General features: G+C 63.3%; 16 protein-coding genes. 10 read left to right on the forward strand and 6 right to left on the reverse strand.

Annotated elements, in window-relative coordinates; translation table 11 throughout:
- Window positions 1–98: 98 nt before the first annotated feature.
- Window positions 99–3,518: a GAF domain-containing protein gene (locus tag QRN22_RS17785; protein WP_231570173.1), complete on the forward strand. Its 3,420-nt coding sequence runs from the start codon at window positions 99–101 to the stop codon at window positions 3,516–3,518.
- Between the two features lie 79 nt (window positions 3,519–3,597).
- On the opposite strand, the gene QRN22_RS17790 is transcribed toward QRN22_RS17785, so the two are convergent.
- Window positions 3,598–4,725: a GGDEF domain-containing protein gene (locus QRN22_RS17790; protein ID WP_231570170.1), complete on the reverse strand. Its 1,128-nt coding sequence runs from the start codon at window positions 4,723–4,725 to the stop codon at window positions 3,598–3,600.
- A 673-nt stretch (window positions 4,726–5,398) separates the two neighbouring features.
- Between QRN22_RS17790 and QRN22_RS17795 the strand changes: the two genes are divergently transcribed.
- Complete coding sequence (locus QRN22_RS17795) at window positions 5,399–5,674, forward strand: hypothetical protein (protein ID WP_052493810.1); 276 nt, start codon at window positions 5,399–5,401, stop codon at window positions 5,672–5,674.
- A 164-nt stretch (window positions 5,675–5,838) separates the two neighbouring features.
- Here the strand turns inward: QRN22_RS17795 and QRN22_RS17800 are convergent, their stop codons facing one another.
- The 5 genes from QRN22_RS17800 to QRN22_RS17820 form a co-directional block, all read right to left on the reverse strand.
- Entirely contained in the window at window positions 5,839–6,183 is a 345-nt protein-coding gene (locus QRN22_RS17800) for a hypothetical protein (protein ID WP_042554348.1), read from the reverse strand.
- A gap of 373 nt (window positions 6,184–6,556) precedes the next feature.
- Window positions 6,557–7,885, reverse strand: a complete 1,329-nt coding sequence (locus QRN22_RS17805; RefSeq protein ID WP_042554349.1) for a dicarboxylate/amino acid:cation symporter — start codon at window positions 7,883–7,885, stop codon at window positions 6,557–6,559.
- A gap of 352 nt (window positions 7,886–8,237) precedes the next feature.
- Window positions 8,238–9,608 carry an ATP-binding protein gene (locus QRN22_RS17810; RefSeq protein ID WP_042554350.1) on the reverse strand — a complete coding sequence of 457 codons (1,371 nt, stop codon included), beginning with the start codon at window positions 9,606–9,608 and terminating at the stop codon, window positions 8,238–8,240.
- Window positions 9,605–10,282: a response regulator gene (locus QRN22_RS17815; RefSeq protein WP_042554351.1), complete on the reverse strand. Its 678-nt coding sequence runs from the start codon at window positions 10,280–10,282 to the stop codon at window positions 9,605–9,607. The genes QRN22_RS17810 and QRN22_RS17815 overlap by 4 nt, the downstream gene beginning before the upstream one ends.
- A gap of 162 nt (window positions 10,283–10,444) precedes the next feature.
- Window positions 10,445–11,053: an outer membrane protein gene (locus tag QRN22_RS17820; protein ID WP_042554352.1), complete on the reverse strand. Its 609-nt coding sequence runs from the start codon at window positions 11,051–11,053 to the stop codon at window positions 10,445–10,447.
- 299 nt (window positions 11,054–11,352) lie between these two features.
- On the opposite strand from QRN22_RS17820, the gene napE reads away from it, so the two are divergent.
- The 8 genes from napE (at window position 11,353) to lpcA (ending at window position 18,243) form a co-directional block, all read left to right on the forward strand.
- On the forward strand, window positions 11,353–11,520 hold the full coding sequence (napE, locus tag QRN22_RS17825) for a periplasmic nitrate reductase, NapE protein (RefSeq protein WP_042554417.1): 168 nt from the start codon (window positions 11,353–11,355) through the stop codon (window positions 11,518–11,520).
- Window positions 11,521–11,549: 29 nt separating this feature from the next.
- Complete coding sequence (locus tag QRN22_RS17830) at window positions 11,550–11,810, forward strand: chaperone NapD (protein WP_042554353.1); 261 nt, start codon at window positions 11,550–11,552, stop codon at window positions 11,808–11,810.
- Window positions 11,807–14,311, forward strand: a complete 2,505-nt coding sequence (gene napA / locus QRN22_RS17835; protein WP_042554354.1) for a nitrate reductase catalytic subunit NapA — start codon at window positions 11,807–11,809, stop codon at window positions 14,309–14,311. Before QRN22_RS17830 ends, napA begins: the two co-directional genes overlap by 4 nt.
- 11 nt (window positions 14,312–14,322) lie before the next feature.
- The gene (locus tag QRN22_RS17840) at window positions 14,323–14,808 is read left to right on the forward strand and encodes a nitrate reductase cytochrome c-type subunit (RefSeq protein WP_042554355.1); all 486 of its coding nucleotides are present in this window, start codon (window positions 14,323–14,325) and stop codon (window positions 14,806–14,808) included.
- 9 nt (window positions 14,809–14,817) lie between these two features.
- Window positions 14,818–15,414, forward strand: coding sequence for a cytochrome c3 family protein (locus QRN22_RS17845; RefSeq protein WP_042554356.1), 597 nt, complete (start codon window positions 14,818–14,820; stop codon window positions 15,412–15,414).
- 21 nt (window positions 15,415–15,435) lie between these two features.
- Window positions 15,436–16,158, forward strand: coding sequence for a 4'-phosphopantetheinyl transferase family protein (locus QRN22_RS17850; protein ID WP_042554357.1), 723 nt, complete (start codon window positions 15,436–15,438; stop codon window positions 16,156–16,158).
- A gap of 200 nt (window positions 16,159–16,358) precedes the next feature.
- On the forward strand, window positions 16,359–17,648 hold the full coding sequence (locus QRN22_RS17855; protein WP_042554358.1) for a M18 family aminopeptidase: 1,290 nt from the start codon (window positions 16,359–16,361) through the stop codon (window positions 17,646–17,648).
- A gap of 7 nt (window positions 17,649–17,655) precedes the next feature.
- Window positions 17,656–18,243 (forward strand): D-sedoheptulose 7-phosphate isomerase, encoded by a 588-nt coding sequence (lpcA, locus tag QRN22_RS17860; protein ID WP_042554359.1) that lies wholly within the window; start codon window positions 17,656–17,658, stop codon window positions 18,241–18,243.
- The last annotated feature ends 47 nt before the right edge of the window (window positions 18,244–18,290 follow it).

Here is an 18,290-nt window from a genome sequence, read left to right on the forward strand (position 1 = left end):
GTGGCCGCCGTCGGGAGATCGATTTGCCTACTGTTCCGGTAGCCCCACAGAGTGATGAGCGCCTGTCTCATTTGCTCGATGCCAGCGAGCGACTGGTCATGGCCGGATCGGTGGACGAGGTCGTCGCCATCCTGCGCGACACCGCGCGGGCTGCTGTCGGCGCGGAGGGCGTCGCGGTCGTCATCGAACACGACGGACGCTGCTCTTACGTGGCGGAAGATGCGGTGTCTCCCCTTTGGCAAGGCCAGACCTTTCCGGCCGACCACTGCATTTCGGGGTGGGTGATGCACCACGCCGAGACGGTCGCCCTGCGTGACGTCCGCCTCGACCCGCGCATCCCGCAGGATGCCTACGCGCCGACCTTCGTCCGTAGCCTGGTGATGGTGCCCATCGGCAGGCCGGTTCCGGTCGCAGCGCTCGGGGCCTATTGGTCGGAGGCTCGCGAACACGACGACGATACGATCAAACGCCTGGAAAGTCTGGCGCGCCTGGCGACGATCGCCATCGAGAATGCGCGCCTTACCCAGGCACGCAATCGCGCGGCAGCACTTGGGGCTGCGCAGAACCGCATCCTGGAACTGGCCGTCGCAGAGACGCCCCTCAGCTCCACCCTGGATGCGATCGTCCGTGAGGTGGAAGCGTTGTCCACCTCCCGTTTCCTGGGCAGCATCCTGCTTCTGGACGAAGACAGCCAGCAACTGCGGCACTGCGCAGGGCCGAGCCTGCCGCGCGCTTACCATGACGCCATCAGCGGCCTCGCCATCGGCCAGAGCCTGTGCGCGTGCAGCACCGCGGCACTGCACAGCGAACCACGGTACGCGTCGGACATCGCCAACGATCCGCTGTGGGCCGAGTTCCGGGAGCTGGCCGTCGGGCAGGGTCTGCACGCCTGCTGGTCGACGCCGATCCGTTCGGCGCAGGGCGACCTGCTCGGCACCTTCGTCCTGTACCACAGTGAACCCCGCCAGCCTCTGTCGGCGGACCTCGAGATCGTCGACTTCGTCGTGCAGACGGTCGGGCTGGTCGTGCACCGCGCCCGGGCGGAGGCCGCTATCCGGGTCAGCGAGGCGCGCTATCGGCAGATCGTCGAGGGCGCCGAGGACTTCGCGATCATCACCTTCGATGCGCAAGGCACCATCACCAGTTGGAGCATCGGTGCGCAGCGCATCGTCGGCTACCGCGCCGAAGAGGTGGTGGGCCGCGCGGGCGACCTGTTCTACACGGCCATGGACCAGACCGAGCATGTATTCCACGCCGAGCTCGAACTCGCCCAGGCTCAGGGTCGGGCAGCCAACGAACGCTGGCACGTTCGCAAGAACGGCACGCGCTTCTGGGGCTCAGGGCTGATGATGCCGCTGGCCATGGACCATGGCGGCTTCGTGAAGATCTTCCGCGACCGTACCGCGGAGCACGAGGCGGAAGCGGCGCTGCAAGAGAGCGCAGCGCGGTTGCACTTTTTCGATGAGCTCGACAACCAGCTCTTCAACATCCGCCATGCCGAAGAGGCGATGCTCGCAGCGATCGGGCTGCTCGGACGGACGCTGAATGTATCGCGCTGCGCCTATGCGGACGTGGATATCGATCACGACCGTTTCTGGATCCGCAGTGACTACAACGCGCCCGGCATCCAGAGTTCGGCCGGAACCTACAGCCTCGACCTCTTTGGCCCAAGGGCTGCGGCGGACATGCGCGCCGGGCGCACGTTGATCGTCCGCGACGTCATGGCGGAGCTTGGCCAGGATGAGGGGCGCGAGACCTTCAGCGCCATCGACATCGGCGCGATCATCTGCTGCCCGCTGGTGAAGGATGGCCGGCTGACGGCAATGATGGCGGTTCACCAGAATCAGCCCCGGAACTGGTCGCCGTCGGAAATTTCCCTGGTCAGGGAGGTCGTCGAGCGCTGCTGGGCGCATGTCGAACGCGTGGCTGCCGAGATGCGCCTGCGCGAGAGCGAAGAACGCCTGCGCCTTGCCGTCGACAACGCCGAGGTCGGCTTCTGGGACGTGGATATCGTTCACGACACGCTGATCTGGTCGCTGCGGACCAAAGAGATCTTCGGCATCTTTACTGACGTGCCGGTGACGCTGGACGACTTCTACGATGGCCTGCATCCCGAGGACCGAGAGGCGACGATAGACGCTTTCGTAGCGGCGGCCGACCCTGAGCGCCGTACGCTTTACGATGTCGACTACCGCACGATTGGCCGGGAGGATGGCATCGTTCGCTGGGTGGCAGCCAAAGGCCGTGGGGTGTTCGATGCAGCTGGCCGCTGCCTGCGCGTCACCGGCACTGCAGTCGATATCTCCGCCCGCAAGGCCGCCGAGGAAGATCTGCGCGAACTCAATGCCACGCTCGAAGGCAGGATCGTCCAGGCCATCGCCGAACGGGAAGAAGTTCAGGCGGCGCTGCGCCAGAGCCAGAAGATGGAAGCCATGGGGCAGCTTACCGGCGGCGTGGCACACGACTTCAACAACCTGCTCACGCCGATCGTCGGCACGCTCGACATGCTCCAGCGCAGAGGCGTAGGGGGCGAACGGGAACAGCGGCTGATCGCCGGCGCCATGCAATCGGCCGACCGGGCGAAGACGCTCGTGCAGAGGTTGCTCGCCTTCGCTCGCCGCCAGCCGCTGCAGGCGGTTTCGGTCGACGTGGGCAAGCTGGTGAGCGACATGGGCGATCTGGTGGCCAGCTCTACGGGGCCGCAAATCAAGGTCGTCGTCGATGCCCCGGAGCATCTGCCAGCGGCGATCGCGGATCCGAACCAGCTGGAAATGGCCCTCCTGAATCTCTCCGTGAATGCGCGCGATGCCATGCTCGAGGGCGGCACGATGCGCATATCAGCGAGCACGGAATCGGTCCGTGAGGGACACCGCTCGAAGCTTGCGGCAGGCGAGTATCTTTGCCTGTCCGTGGCGGACACCGGCACCGGCATGGATGCGGCCACGCTCGCCCGGGCGATCGAGCCATTCTTCTCAACCAAGGGCATCGGCAAGGGCACCGGGCTCGGCCTGTCGATGGCCCACGGGCTGGCATCCCAGCTCAACGGCGCGCTGACGATCCAGAGCACGCCTGGTCTGGGCACCAATGTCGAGTTCTGGCTGCCGCGCAGCACGACAATGCCGCTAGAGGCGTCGCGCATCGTCGAGGCCCCAGAACCACGATCGACGCGTGGGGTGGCCTTACTGGTCGACGATGAAGAGCTGGTACGCGCCAGCACCTCCTACATGCTGGCGGACCTGGGCTACCGGGTGATCGAGGCCGCGTCAGGCGAAGAAGCCATACGCCTGCTGGACAGCGGGCAGCAGTTCGACCTGCTCGTCACGGACCACCTCATGCCCGGCATCAGCGGCACCGATCTGGCCAGGCGGGTACGTACTGCCCGGCCCGGCACCGCGGTTCTGATCGTCTCTGGCTATGCCGAACTTGAAGGGCTAGATCCGGATATCCCGCGGCTTGCCAAACCGTTCCGCAAGAACGAGCTTGCAGAAACTCTTTCCCAGCTCGGCGGCCAACCCTGAGACGATCGCGAGCCTGAGGGCGGATGGGTACCGCGTACGGTCCTGTAGCACTGTCAGGCCGCAGGCTTCCCTGCGCCCATCAACCAACCTGGATCACGGTGGACCGCGCCTGGTCTGCCTCGACGCGATTGCGCCCTGACGCCTTGCCTCGATAGAGCGCGGCATCTGCCTGCTGCATCGCTTCGTCCAGCGCATGCGTGCTGGTGAAGTGATCCGAAACGCCGATGGTGGCGGTGCAGCGGATGAACGGGTTCAGGCCGATGCCAGGCACTTGGGTTCGTTCGATGGCCACACGCATGCGTTCTGCCAGTTGCATGGCGCCAGCCCTGTCGGTGCCCAGGCAGACGACCGCGAACTCCTCGCCACCCAGCCTGCAGGTCAGATCGCCCTCCCGGGCGCTGGCGTTGAGCACGTCGGCCACATGGCACAGCACGAGATCGCCCACCTTGTGACCGTAGGTATCGTTGATGCGCTTGAAGTGATCGATATCCACGATCAGCAGGTACGCAGGGGCGGCCGTTCGCGAGCGGAAATATGCATCCAGGCCATCCGTCAGCCCGCGCCGGTTGAGCAGGCGGGTGAGCGGGTCCTGTGCGGCCACACTGCGCAGCTCGTCGGTGAGGCGGCGCAGCACCAGCCAGACGGCGCACGGAGGAAGTACCGTCCCCAGGAACGACATGTAGATGTAGAAGGTGCGCTGGAAGCTGGTGTTCATATCGAGCGCCGCCAGCCCGCCACCGAGAATCATCACCAGCTTCGCCGCGTTCAGGGCGCAGATGCCGCCGATCAACACGGCAAACACGAGCATTTCGACACGCAGATCCCTAGCCAGATTTCGTCTGACAAGCAGCGCGCCCAGGGCCATGGCCAGAAACAGCGACGCACAGGCCCCCGCCAGCAGCGCGTGACGCGCCTCGGTCCCGAGCGTCGACTGCACCAGCAGTTGCACTGCCGTGTAGGTCCCTGCCAGCGCGAGCAGCGGGCGCCATACCGAGGTGGGCCGATCGAAGAAACGCATGGCACCCAAAACATAGGCAACGGGGGCGCAGAGCGTCAGCGTGTGGTTGACGATACTCAGCACCGCGCCACTCGCGGGGCCACCGAACAACTGCAAGATGTAGGCGAGCCCGAGCAGAAGGTTGCCTAGCGCAAAGACATCCATGCCCAGTTTCTTGCCGCTCAGCCGGGTGCTGATCAGCAGGAACATCACGCTGAAACACAGCAAATGCACGCAGAGCATGCCAAGGATGACGGTGGTGACCATGGATTCGTGCACGTGAAGAGCTGGCAGGAGCCGGGCATTGCAGGAGCGGCGAACCCGCCGATCCCGCTTTTAAGCCATTCGGCCATCTAAGGCTGCAAATAGTAATCGCATATGGCCATATCAGGATAATCCGGTAAACACGCGCGGTGCTGGAAAGCGGACGACACGGTGTGTCGACCAGCGGCACAGAATGCCTGCACTATCGCTTGCACGCCCCCGCGGCAATTGCGGCCTCCCAGCGGGCATCGGCCACTCGATCAGGTGTGGCACTGGCTTGCCCTTGAGCATTTGCCACGCTAACCTGCGCGCGTCGCTGCACATTCAGCGACCGGGTGTGGAAGCCCGTGCAAATCAAGGCGCACAAGCGCCACCATACCGAATGCAGGCGCTATTTTTGTGCCCGCCGTTTCGATTTATGGTGGCTGTGCGCGGGGCGCTTTCGGGCGCGCCGGGTTCCTTGATTCCCGGTCTTCCACACCTGCGCACAGCCGCCACCCATCATGTGGAAGTGATGTTGGCGGTTCCTCAATCAAGGAGCCTCAAGCCATGAAGCATACGCACGCCCCCAATTCGTCCGCACGCCGCCGCGCCGATCACCAGAACGGAGGCCAGCGCCATGACTGACCTCCTCCCACTCACCAGCAACCCGACCACCACAGCGGTGCTGCTGATCGACAGCAGTTGCTCGTACATGGACCTGCAGGAAAGCGTCGAACAGCGCCTCAGAGCGGTGCGCGGCCTGCTGCACAGTCTCGCCGCCATGAACATTACCCAGGCAGATGCGCTGGACGTGCAACACATAAGCGAAGCCGCGTACCTGCTTAGCGCAGACGCCTGGGACCTGGTCAGGGCAGCCCACCAGGCAGCGGTGCGGGAGGCGCGCCAGCGCTGAGAATCGGGCGGGTGAAGGCAAACAGCTGCCCTGCCCGCCCTATCCTGATTTCACTCGCCGCCCGAAGAGCTACCGGACCTTGAGCGAGGAATTGCATTGGGTCTGGCAAACATCAGTGGTGGCTGGGGCGAGCGGTTTCAACCCGTACCTGACGGCCATGAATGCTACGGATAAAACTCCGCGTAACGCTGCACCGTGATTAGCATCATCGCTGCCGATATTGAAACGAACAGGAGTATGCACAACACGAACTGCAGTGGCTTGGTCTTCCAGGGAGTGGGATCGACTCGGCCATATTCGCTGAACGAGGCCGGGACGGTTCTGAGAACGATGCAGACAATGGCGTTCACCAAGAACAGGACGGACAGGCTTGCGCCGACGATCAGAATCGACAACTCACGAATGTCACCGGAAAAACAAACCATCCCTATCGATGACGGTATGACCGCAACGATGAATAGCCACTTCGATAGGGCTTTGGCGCCGCGCGCAATTGGCTTCACGTCCATGGCTCACTGCAACTCCCTGGCGACAATAACTGCAACACCCTGTCCTCGATCGACTTATGACCCTACGCCTGGTGCCCTTTTCTGCACACTACTGCCGGCAGGAGCCAGCCAGAAGCATAGTCGAGACGCACTGAGACACTAGTGGATTGAGCTGAGCAGCCAGCATCGGTCGAGACCGTGAGCGCTCTTGCGATGCGCGAGTCAGTCTTCAGGAAGTGATCGAGGCGAGCCGGCAGAATACGGGTCCCCCCTGTCCGAGGCCCAGCAGGCTCTCGGCGTCGAGGCCACCTGTTTTCAACGCCCATAAAAAAGCCCGCCACAAGGGCGGGCCAGGTGACCTCCCCCTAGCCGGGGAGGTCGACGACATCAAGTATCAGGACACCTTGCCAGCCGTGTCGCCAGGCAGGGTCACGATGTCCGGACGACCACCGGAAGCCAGTTCGCGCTGCAGGGTGTCTTCGTCCAGCTCCTTGCACCACTTGGCGACCACGATGGTGGCAACGCCGTTGCCGATCAGGTTGGTCAGGGCACGGGCTTCGGACATGAAGCGGTCGATACCCAGGATCAGCGCCAGGCCGGCGACCGGCAGGTGGCCAACGGCCGACAGCGTGGCGGCCAGGACGATGAAGCCACTACCGGTAACGCCTGCAGCACCTTTGGAAGCGACCAGCAGCACCAGCAACAGGGTGATCTGGTGACCGATATCCATCGGTGTGTCGGTGGCCTGGGCGATGAACACCGCCGCCATGGTCAGGTAGATCGAAGTACCGTCGAGGTTGAAGGAGTAACCGGTAGGAATCACCAGGCCGACGACCGACTTGTTGGCACCGAGTTTTTCCATCTTGGTCAGCATGCGTGGCAGTGCCGACTCGGAAGAGGAAGTACCCAGCACGATCATCAGCTCTTCGCGGATGTAACGGATCAGGCGCAGTACGCTGAAACCGTGGGCACGAGCGATACCGCCGAGCACCACGAGGATGAAGAACACGCAGGTGACGTAGAAGCAGATCATCAGCTGACCGAGCTGCACCAGCGAGCCGACACCGTACTGACCGATGGTGAAGGCCATGGCACCGAAGGCACCGATAGGCGCGAGCTTCATGATCATGTTGATGATGCCGAACATCACGTGAGCGATGCGATCGATGAACTCGAGCACCGGACGACCGAATTCACCCATGCGCTGCAGGGCGAAAGCGAAGATCACGGAGAAGAACAGCACCTGGAGGATGTCGCCGTTGGCGAATGCACCGACCACGGTTGCCGGGATCACGTTGAGCAGGAAGCCGATGGTGGTCTGCGCTTCGCCCGCCTGGGCATAGGCTGCGATCTTGCTGGCATCCAGCGTGGCTGGGTCGATGTGCATGCCGACGCCCGGCTGCACGACGTTGACCACGACCAGACCGATGATCAGGGCGATGGTGGAAACGATCTCGAAGTAGAGCAGCGCGTAGCCGCCGGTCTTGCCGACTGCCTTCATGTCCTGCATGCCGGCGATGCCGCTGACCACGGTGCAGAAGATGATGGGGGCGATGACCATCTTGATCAGCTTGACGAAACCATCGCCGAGCGGTTTGAGGGCAACGCCTGTTTCTGGGTAGAAGTGACCGAGAAGGATGCCGATGGTGATGGCGACCAGCACCTGGACATAGAGCATTTTGTAGAACGGTTGACGGACAACATCGTTCGTTGTGGCAGTCATGGTGAATCCTCATGGGCGCGGCAATGACATCCAGAGACGTCCGCACCACCTTTCTTGTTTAGGCGCCAACCCTCCTGACCTGGAGGGATTTGTTATAGGCACGCTTATCGCGACCTTGAGCCTGCAAAAGCAAACCTCATGCCACACAAGAAAAAATCGGATAAACCTTTGATAATCTGGACTTTTAGCGAACCAAAGCGTGCTCTGACGAAAGCATTTGGCGGTTTTCCGCACGGCGCCTCAGGCAGGCGTGGCGGATTCCCACCAAAGCAGCTGAAGAACGTCTCGAAGCCGCTCGGGCTTTCTTCGACGGACTCTCGCTCGCCGAACCAGGCCCCCGCCCTCGGTGACTCTAGATGCGTACCCGAAACGCCGCGCCGCCCAGCTCTGAATCCTCGAGAAACAGCTCGCCTTCGTAGCTCTCGATGATGTCCTTGACCACCGCGGTGCCGATACCCTGCCCCGGATGCTGGGCATCCAGGCGCTCGCCCCGGCGCAGAATGCGTTCGCGCTGGTCGACCGGTACGCCCGGGCCGTCGTCTTCGACGCACAGCAGGCAGGCGCCATGTTCGATACTGGCGGAAATCCGCACCTGGCCCAGACACAGGCGGTAGGCGTTCTCCAGCAGGTTGCCGAGCAGTTCGAGCAGCGCCGCGCGCTCCATGGGAATTTCCAGCCAGGGCTCGAACTGGCGCAGCACGGTCACCTGCTTGTCGCGGTAGACCTTGTCGAGGGCACCACAGAGATTGTCCACCACGCCCGTCATGGATACCCGGTGGCGCACCAGACCGCTCTTGCGCAGGCTGGCGCGCTGCAGCTGATATCCGATCTGCTGGCTCATGCGTTCGATCTGCCCCTGCAGGATCTGCGACTGCTCACGGTTATCCGGCTTGGCAGCGATCACCTCGGCCGCCCCCTGCAGCACCGACAGCGGAGTCTTCAGGCTGTGCGCCAGGTCGTCCAGCGAGTGACGGTAGCGCTCGCGCTGCTGGCGTTCGCTGTCGAGCAGGCGGTTCAGCGAGCCGGTGAGGCGCAGCAGTTCGCGAGGATGTTCGTCGCTGAGGCGCTCACGGGTACCGCCCTCCACTTCGTCCAGCTCTTCGCGCAACCCGCGCAGGCTGCGAAAGCCCCAGGTCAGGCCGAACCACAGCAAGCCGAGAAGCAGCAACAGGGCGCCCCCGAGCCACAGGTAGAGCTGCGTCATGAAATCGTTGTAGAGGGCCTGCGTGTCGCTGGCCGGCTGCATGGTGACGATACTGAAGGCCGCGCTCTCGCCGCGCAGCAGTTTGATTTCCACGTCATAGATATAGAACTCGCGGCCCTGGCGGTCGGTAACGCGCAGCAACTCATCGCCGCGGCCGTCGTAACGCGGCATGTAGGACACGGAAATGTCCCGTGTCGAAGGCGATTGCCAGACCAGGCGGCCGTCACGGTCATAGATGAAGCCCAGCAACTGGGCGTCGGGAATGTCGAACTCCTCGTCAGGAAGCTTGCTCGGCATCCGTAGCTGGCCGTCGTCGGTGCGAGCGGCGGAGATCAGCGCGCCCGCATCGGCGGCCAGGCGTTTCTCGACGGATTTTTCCAGGGCGATCAGGAAGGCGCCCCGCAGGGCTGGCAGCAGTGCCAGCATGAAGAGCACCGCCAGTACGGTGCTGCCGAACATCAGGCGAAGACGCAGGGAGGAAATCCAGCGGCCTCGCAATCGCCTGAAGCCTGACGTCATCGGCAGCGCTCGGTGAACAGGTAACCCTGGCCACGTACCGTTTCGATGGGTTTGAAGCCGTTGCTGCTTTCCAGCTTGCGGCGCAGCCGGCCAACCAGCACTTCGATCACGTTGGGGTCGCGCTCTTCGTCATCGGGGTAAAGCTGCTCGATCAGCCGTTCCTTGGGCACCACCTGCTGGTGGTGGCGCATCAGGTATTCGAGGATGCGGTATTCGTAGGCGGTCAGGCCCATGCCGGCACCATCGATCAGTGCCTGCTTGCGATTCATGTCCAGCACCAGAGGGCCGGCTTCGATGGTCGACTGAATGAAACCGGATGACCGGCGCAACAGGGCATTCAGGCGTGCTTCCAGTTCTTCGAACTGGAACGGTTTGACCACGTAGTCGTCAGCGCCCGAAGCCAGGCCTTCGACCTTGTCCTGCCAGTTGCCACGGGCAGTCAGGATCAGGATGGGAAAGGTCTTGTCACGGCTGCGCAGCTGGCGAATCAGATCCAGCCCGCTGATGCCCGGCAGACCGAGATCGACCACGGCCAGATCATGGTGGTACTCATCGACGCGATACAGCGCCTCTTCGGCGTTGGCGACCGCGTCCACCACGTGGCCCTGCTCGCCGAGTCGGGTATACAGATGGTGACGCAACAGCGCCTCATCCTCCACGACCAGCAATTTCATCGTTGCATGCCCTCCAACATAAGCTTCAAACCGCAAGCTTCAGCGGCAAGTTGGAAGCCATGGTGCACGATCTGGCTTCAACCTACAGCGTAAAGCCCGTTGTGGTTGTTATCGGCTCGTATCGGGCGGCGGTGCAGCCCGATACGAGCACGCAGGCCCTGGTTAGAACTTGTAGTTGGCACCCAGATACCACTGACCGCTGCTATGCAGGTCGAGGGAGCCGACCTTGCCTTGCTCGTGCGGCGCGAACTCGGTGCTGGCGTTGGTACGCAGGTAACGGTAGCCACCTTCGACGGAGGCATTCTCGTTGACTTCCTGCAGCAGGCCAGCCTGCAGACCGGCAGCATACCCGACATTGGTATCACGGGAGACCCCTGGGCTGTTCTGCTCCAGCTTGACCAGGCCCAGCGTGCCACCACCGAACAGCTTGGTGCCGTTCTGGTTCAGCGGCAGGAAGGCATCGTAGCTGCCGAGCAGGTTCTGCTGGCGCAGCTTGTAGCCGTTGTTGGTACCGGAGATGTATTCGTAGGTGCCGTAGTAACGGCCGGCATCGTTCTGCTGACCGGCACGGATACCCCAGGTGCTGGTGCTATTGATGACGCTGTCGAAATTCGGATTGCCCAGATTGGCGTTCAGTGCCGACGATTTCTGGATGTTGTTGCTGGTGTGACCCCAGGTCAGACCGGCGAAGTTGTTGTCGGCATGAGCGGCGGTCGCAGCGCCGAACACCAGGGAAGTCGCCAGAGCCAGCTTGGTAAGAGTCGTTTTCATGGATATGCCTCTCGAATGGCAGTGGGTTGATGAATAACTCGAGGACCATCCTGCCTGCCGTCGACTGAACCTCCCCTGAACCCCTCCTGAACCCGACCTGAACGACGAGCCTGGAAAACCTGGGCCCGGCCCGCTGCCATGAAAAAAGCGTCTGAATATTGACGCAGATCAATACCTCGTTCGCTCCTGAGACTAAGGTCGAGGCATAACGACCAGATGCCGTCGGGTTCACCCCAACAGATCGGTGAATCCCTGCAGTGACGGCACACCCGATCAGCCTGACCGATGAAGACCTGCCCATGCCCAGCCCATCCGAAGACGCCGGGGGCAAACGCCGCGAACGCCGGCTGTTTCTGTTCCTGGTGATATTCCTCTTCCCACTGCTTAGCGTGACCCTCGTCGGCGCTTACGGATTCACCGTGTGGTTCCTGCAGATGCTCTTCGGCCCGCCCGGCCCGCCGAACTGATCGCCCTACCCCGCTTACAGGAATCCGCCATGGACGCCCCCCTGCATATCGCCAGCTTCATCGTGCACGCACGCCCCGAACATTTCGCGGCGGTGCTCGCCAACCTGCGCCTGCTCGCCGACCTGGAAGTGCACCAGCACAGCCCAGAGGGCAAGTTGGTCGTGGTGATCGAAGCCGTCGACGAGCACCTGATCATGCAGCGCATCGAGCAGATCAACGCCCTGCCCGGCGTACTCAATGCCGCACTGATTTACCACGAATGCCTCAGCTCGGAAGGAGCCGCCCAATGAGCATGACCCGCCGCGAATTCACCAAGGCCCAGGCCGCTGCTATCGCCGCAGCCGCCGCCGGCCTGCCGTTCGCCTCGACCGCCAGCAACCTGGTGGCCGACGCGGAATCCACCCGTCTGGACTGGAACAAGGCGCCCTGCCGCTTCTGCGGCACGGGCTGCAGCGTCATGGTGGCGACCCGCGACAACCGCGTGGTCGCCACCCACGGCGATATCAAGGCCGAGGTCAACCGTGGCCTGAACTGCGTCAAGGGCTACTTCCTGTCGAAGATCATGTACGGCGTCGATCGCCTGACCACACCGCTGCTACGCATGAAGAACGGTGTCTACGACAAGCAGGGCGAGTTCCAGCCGATCGGCTGGGAGCAGGCCTTCGACATCATGGAGGACAAGTTCAAGCAGGCACTGCGCGAGCAAGGCCCACAAGCGGTGGGCATGTTCGGCTCAGGGCAATGGACGATCTGGGAAGGCTACGCTGCCAACAAGCTGATGAAGGCCGGCTTTCGCAGCAACAACATCGACCCCAACGCGCGCCACTGCATGGCCTCGGCGGTGATGGGCTTCATGCGCACCTTCGGCATGGACGAGCCCATGGGCTGCTATGACGATATCGAAGCAACCGACAGCTTCGTGCTCTGGGGCTCGAACATGGCGGAGATGCACCCGGTGCTGTGGAGCCGAGTCACCGACCGGCGCCTGAGCAAGCCCGACGTCAAGGTTGCGGTGCTGTCGACCTTCGAGCATCGCAGCTTCGACCTGGCCGACATCCCCATGGTGTTCAAGCCACAGACGGATCTGCTGATCCTCAATTACATCGCCAACCACATCATCCAGAGCGGCGCGGTGAACCAGGAATTCGTCAAACGCCACACGCGCTTCGCCCTCGGTGCCGACGATATCGGCTACGGCCTGCGCCCGGATCACCCGCTGGAACGGCAGGCAGCCAACGCCGACAAGGCCAACACCTGGAGCGACATGTCGTTCGAGCAGTTCGCGGCCTTCGTCAAACCCTACACCCTGGAGCGCGCCGCCAGGGAAACCGGCGTCCCCGCCGAGCGCCTAGAGGCACTGGCGCAGCTGTATGCAGACCCGCAACGCAAGGTCGTGTCGTTCTGGACCATGGGTTTCAACCAGCACACCCGTGGCGTGTGGGCCAACAACCTGATCTACAACATCCATCTGCTGACCGGCAAGATCAGCGAGCCGGGCAACAGCCCCTTTTCGCTGACCGGCCAGCCTTCGGCCTGCGGCACCGCCCGCGAGGTGGGGACCTTCTCCCATCGCCTGCCTGCCGACATGCTGGTGACCAACCCGAAACACCGCGCCACCGCCGAGAAGATCTGGAAGCTGCCCGCCGGCACCATTCAGGAAAAGCCCGGGTTCCACGCCGTGGAGCAGAGCCGCATGCTCAAGGACGGTGTGCTCAAGGTCTATTGGACGCAGGTCAGCAACAATATGCAGGCCGGCCCCAACATCATGCAGGAAGTACTGCCGGGCTGGCGCAAGCCGGACAACTTCGTGATCGTATCGGACGTCTACCCGACCGTGTCTGCCCAGGCTGCCGACCTGATCCTGCCCAGCGCCATGTGGGTCGAGAAAGAAGGCGCTTACGGCAACGCCGAGCGTCGCACGCAGTTCTGGCACCAACTGGTGGGCGCGCCGGGCGAGGCGAAATCCGACCTCTGGCAACTGGTGGAATTTTCCAAGCGCTTCACCACCGATGAAGTGTGGCCGGCCGAGCTGCTGGCAAAGGCCCCCGAACTCAAGGGCAAGACCCTCTTCGAGGTGCTGTACCGCAACGGCAACGTCGACGCCTTTGCGGCCGAACAGCCGGAGGGTGGATTGCGCAACGACGAGGCCAAGGCATTCGGCTTCTACCTGCAGAAAGGCCTGTTCGAGGAATACGCCCAGTTCGGCCGCGGCCATGCCCACGACCTCGCGCCCTTCGAGCGTTACCACAGCGAACGCGGCCTGCGCTGGCCGGTCGTGGACGGTTCGGAAACCCGCTGGCGCTACCGCGAGGGCCACGACCCCTATGTGGCCAAGGGCAGTGGCGTGCAGTTCTACGGCTACCCGGACAACCGCGCGATCATCTTCGCCCTGCCCTACGAGCCACCAGCCGAGGCACCGGACGACGACTACCCGTTCTGGCTGAGCACCGGCCGCGTGCTGGAGCACTGGCATACCGGCAGCATGACCCAGCGTGTCGAGGAACTGCACCGCGCCGTGCCAGATGCCCTGGTGTACATGCACCCGGACGATGCCCGGGCACTCAATGCACGCCGTGGCAGCGAGGTGAAAGTCATCAGCCGACGCGGCGAGATCCGCGCGCGCATCGAGACGCGCGGGCGTAACAAGCCGCCTCGGGGGCTGGTCTTCGTGCCCTTCTTCGACGCCAACAAACTGGTCAACAAGGTCACCCTGGACGCCACCGATCCGATCTCCAAGCAGACCGATTACAAGAAGTGTGCGGTGAAGATCCAGTTGATCAGCGCGGCCTGAGGAGAACGGTCATGAAATTGCGTTACCTGCCCCTGCTAATGCTCGCTGCCTTCGGTGCGGCCCTGGCCGCCGACCTCGGCTACCCCCTCGACGCTCCCGCGCCGGATGGTCGCCGCCCCGGCGGCACGCTGACCCAGGCGTTTCCCGCGCCACCGATCGCGGCCGAGGAAAACAGGGACATGCGCCGCGAGCGCAACTACCCCGAACAGCCTCCCACCATTCCCCACACCATCGTCGGCTATCAGGTGGACAGGTTCGGCAACCGCTGCCTGACCTGCCACAGCCGCGCCAACAGCGCGCGCAGCCAGGCGCCGATGATCAGCATCACTCACTACATGGACCGTGAAGGCCAGCCCCTGGCGGCCATGTCGCCGCGTCGCTACTTCTGCACCCAATGCCATGTGACCCAGGCCGAGGTGAGCCCGCTGGTGGAGAACGTCTTCGAGAACATCGACCAGATTCTGCTGAAAGAAGCCAACCCTGCCGGGCGTCGCTGAGGAGGCACCATGAAATTCCTGCTCTCCCTGCTGGGCACTTACTGGAACGTGCTGCGCCGCCCGAGCGTGCATTACAGCCTGGGGTTCCTGACCCTGGGCGGCTTCATCGCCGGGATCATCTTCTGGGGCGGCTTCAACACCGCGCTGGAGGCCACCAACACCGAACAGTTCTGCATTACCTGCCATGAAATGCGCGACAACGTGTATGTCGAACTGCGGGAAACCATCCACTACAACAACCGCTCCGGGGTGCGCGCCACCTGCCCCGACTGCCACGTGCCACATCAGTGGACGGACAAGATCGCCCGCAAGATGCAGGCTTCCAAGGAGGTGTGGGGCAAGATCTTCGGCACCATCAGCACCCGCGAAAAGTTTCTCGAGAAACGTCGCGAACTGGCCGAACACGAGTGGGCCCGCCTCAAGGCCAACGACTCGCTGGAATGCCGCAACTGCCACGACTTCGACTTCATGGACTTCACTCGGCAGAGCAAGCGCGCCGCACAGATGCATTCCACCGCCCTGGCCAATGGCGAGGCCACCTGTATCGACTGCCACAAGGGGATCGCCCACAAGTTGCCCGACATGAGCGGCGTGCACGGCTGGTAAGGAGCTCGCTGGCGCGGCAGAATGCCCGCCATGAATACAGCCCATCTGCCACGCTGCTGCAGCGCCCTCGACGATCACTGGCCGTTTGCCCGGCCATTGCTCGGTGCTCAACTGATCAGCACGCATTTCGACTCCGCGCTGGTCGATGATGCCGACTACTTGGCCGCTGGCGTGCCCCCGGTTCGCGGCGTCGCCAAGCGCCAGGCCGAGCACCTGGCCGGACGGGTTTGTGCTCGCGAGGCGCTGTATCGGGTAACGGGTGTGGCAAGCGTGCCAGCCGTGGGCGAGGATCGCGCGCCCCAATGGCCAGCGCAGGTCAGCGGCTCGATCACCCACGGCCAGGACTGGGCAGCCGCTATCGTTGCGCCAACGCAGCTATGGCGCGGCCTGGGTCTGGATGTGGAGCGACTGCTGTCCAGCGAGCGTGCCGAGCGGCTAGTGGGTGAAATTCTCACCCCAGACGAGCTGGGCCGCATCGCGCATCTAACGCCCGAGCAGCGAGCTAGGCAGATCAGTCTGACTTTTTCCCTCAAGGAAAGCCTGTTCAAGGCGCTCTATCCGCTCGTGCTCAAGCGTTTCTATTTTCAGGACGCCGAATTGCTCGACTTAAACGCCGAGCCAGGCGGGGCGCGCCTGCGCCTGTTGGTCGAGCTGAGCGAAGAGTGGCCAGCCGGAAGCAAACTGGTCGGCCTGTATGCCGAGCTAGACAATCAGGTACTCAGCCTGGTGGCCATCGAGGCCTGACGGGGCCGCGTAGGTCGAGGAGCGCAGCAACGCGAGCCATTACCCCTGATGGGTATCGCTTCGCTCAACGCCATCCTGCGGAGTGGCAGTCAGCTACGTGCCTCGCTCCACCCGACATGGGTCCAGCAATCCGCGAGGAAACGCCAACAGCGCCGGGGGCAAATCCGATAAACTCGGCACATTGCCGTCCGGAGTGCCCCATGCGCGAAGAACTGAACCAAGGCCTGATCGATTTTCTCAACGCCTCACCTACCCCCTTTCATGCTACCGCCAGCCTGGCCATGCGCCTCGAGGCTGCCGGTTATCGTCACCTCGACGAGCGCGCGACCTGGCACACCGAGCCCGGTGGCCGCTACTACGTGACCCGTAACGACTCCTCGATCATCGCCTTCAAGCTGGGCCATCGTTCGCCTGTCGAGGGTGGTATCCGCCTGGTTGGCGCCCACACCGACAGCCCTTGCCTGCGCGTGAAGCCGAACCCCGAGCTGCAACGCCAGGGCTTCTTCCAGCTCGGCGTGGAAGTCTACGGCGGCGCTCTGCTCGCCCCCTGGTTCGACCGTGACCTGTCCCTGGCCGGCCGCGTGACCTATCGTCGCGATGGCAAGGTGGAAAGCGACCTGATCGACTTCTACCAGCCCATCGCCGTGATCCCCAGCCTGGCCATCCACCTCAACCGCGAGGCCAATCAGGGCTGGGCGATCAATGCGCAGAACGAACTGCCGCCGATCCTCGCCCAGTTGGCAAGCAGTGAAAGCGCGGACTTCCGCGCCCTGCTCAGCGAACAGCTGGCCATGGAACACGACTTCAACGCCGATGCGGTGCTCGATTACGAGCTGAGCTTCTACGACACCCAGAGCGCCGCGGTAGTCGGCCTCAATCAGGACTTCATCGCCGGTGCACGCCTGGACAACCTGCTGTCCTGCTACGCCGGTCTGCAGGCCCTGCTGGACGCCAGCGACGAAGAAACCTGCGTGCTGGTGTGCACCGACCACGAGGAAGTCGGCTCCTGCTCGGCCTGCGGTGCCGACGGCCCGATGCTCGAACAGGTGCTGCGCCGTGTGCTGCCGGAAGGTGACGGTTTCGTGCGCACCATCCAGCGCTCGCTGCTGGTGTCCGCCGACAACGCCCACGGCGTGCACCCGAACTACGAGAGCAAGCACGACGGCAACCACGGCCCCAAACTCAATGCCGGGCCGGTGATCAAGATCAACAGCAACCAGCGTTACGCCACCAACAGCGAAACCGCCGGGTTCTTCCGCCACCTGTGTCTGGAAAACGAAGTGCCGGTGCAGAGTTTCGTGACCCGCAGCGACATGGGTTGCGGCTCGACCATCGGCCCGATCACCGCCAGCCGCCTTGGCGTGCGCACGGTGGATATCGGCCTGCCGACCTTCGCGATGCACTCGATTCGCGAACTGGCCGGCAGCCAGGATCTGGCACACCTGGTGAAAGTACTCGGTGCCTTCTACAACAGCCATGACCTGCCCTGAGGCCAGCATGATCGAACATATCCGCAACAGCCTGCTCGAAGCCCAGCGTGCGCTCGATGCATTTCTAGGCAATGAGCAGACCCTGGCCAATATCGAGCGGGCCGCCAGCCTGCTGGTGACCAGCTTCGAAGCCAAGGGCAAGGTGTTCTCCTGCGGCAATGGCGGCTCCATGTGCGACGCCATGCATTTCGCCGAGGAGCTCACCGGGCGTTATCGCAAGAATCGTCCGGGCATCGCCGCGGTGTCGATCAGCGACGCCAGCCACATCAGTTGCGTGGCCAACGACTTCGGTTACGACCACATCTTCTCGCGCTACGTGGAGTCCCACGGCCGTGAGGGTGATGTGCTGCTGGCCATCAGCACCAGCGGCAAGAGCCCCAACGTGGTCAAGGCGGCTGAAGCGGCCAAGGCGCTGGGCATCAAGGTCATCGCCCTGACCGGCAAACCTGGCTCGCTGCTGGAGAGCCTGGCCGACGTCAGCATCTGCGCGCCGGGCGGCGATTTCGCCGACCGCACCCAGGAGCTGCACATCAAGGTCATCCACATCCTCATCGAGCTGGTAGAGCGCCACCTCAGCCCCGAAAACTACGCGTGAGCGAGGTGCGCCGTCGGTTGACGACGCACCTTCAAACCCCGCCCGCG

Origin of the sequence: Pseudomonas sp. MEJ086, assembly GCF_030209025.1 — a bacterium.
Lineage (GTDB): Bacteria > Pseudomonadota > Gammaproteobacteria > Pseudomonadales > Pseudomonadaceae > Aquipseudomonas > Aquipseudomonas fulva_A.